Source organism: Streptomyces sp. C (assembly GCF_000158895.1).
GTDB lineage: Bacteria > Actinomycetota > Actinomycetes > Streptomycetales > Streptomycetaceae > Streptomyces > Streptomyces racemochromogenes.
Genome location: NZ_GG657750.1, coordinates 6,218,345 through 6,218,807 on the forward strand (window position 1 = coordinate 6,218,345; position 463 = coordinate 6,218,807).

Annotated in this window: 1 pseudogene; it reads right to left on the reverse strand. The window is 75.8% G+C overall.

The window, feature by feature from the left end:
* Positions 1 to 196 (reverse strand): annotated as a pseudogene (locus SSNG_RS27960) (MFS transporter); the annotation flags it as partial.
* Positions 197 to 463 lie beyond the last annotated feature (267 nt).

Consider the following 463-nt stretch of genomic DNA (forward strand, 5'->3'; position numbering starts at 1 on the left):
CGCGCCGAGCACCTGGGCGAGGGAGTGTCCCGAACATCGCGAGGGCGGACAGCAGCGGGGAGCGGGTCCGGCCGTAGACCAGCACCCCGAGGGCGAGGCCGCCGGTGGTGGAGGCGGCGACGCGGAGGGCGGCGGCGAGGAAGAAGGGGGCGAACTCGGGGGTACGGAGGAGGAGGGAGCGGTAGCTGCGCGACATGCGGGGAGTCTCCGACGGCGGGCACCCGGCCCCCAGAGTTTCGCGGGGACGCGAAACCCCGGCCGGGCGGCCCCCTCGCCCGGGGCTGCGCCGCTGTCCCGGCCTGGCGACGCGGCCCGGGTTGCCGCTGCGCGGCGCGATGTCGCCTACCAGCACTTCGACCGTTGCCAGGCGCGCTCGGGCTAACGTCTTTAGTGTGGAGTGCCCGCCGCCCTGAGGGAGGGGCCTGGTGTAGGCGGGTCACTCCGCCGCGCAGCTCCTCCACGG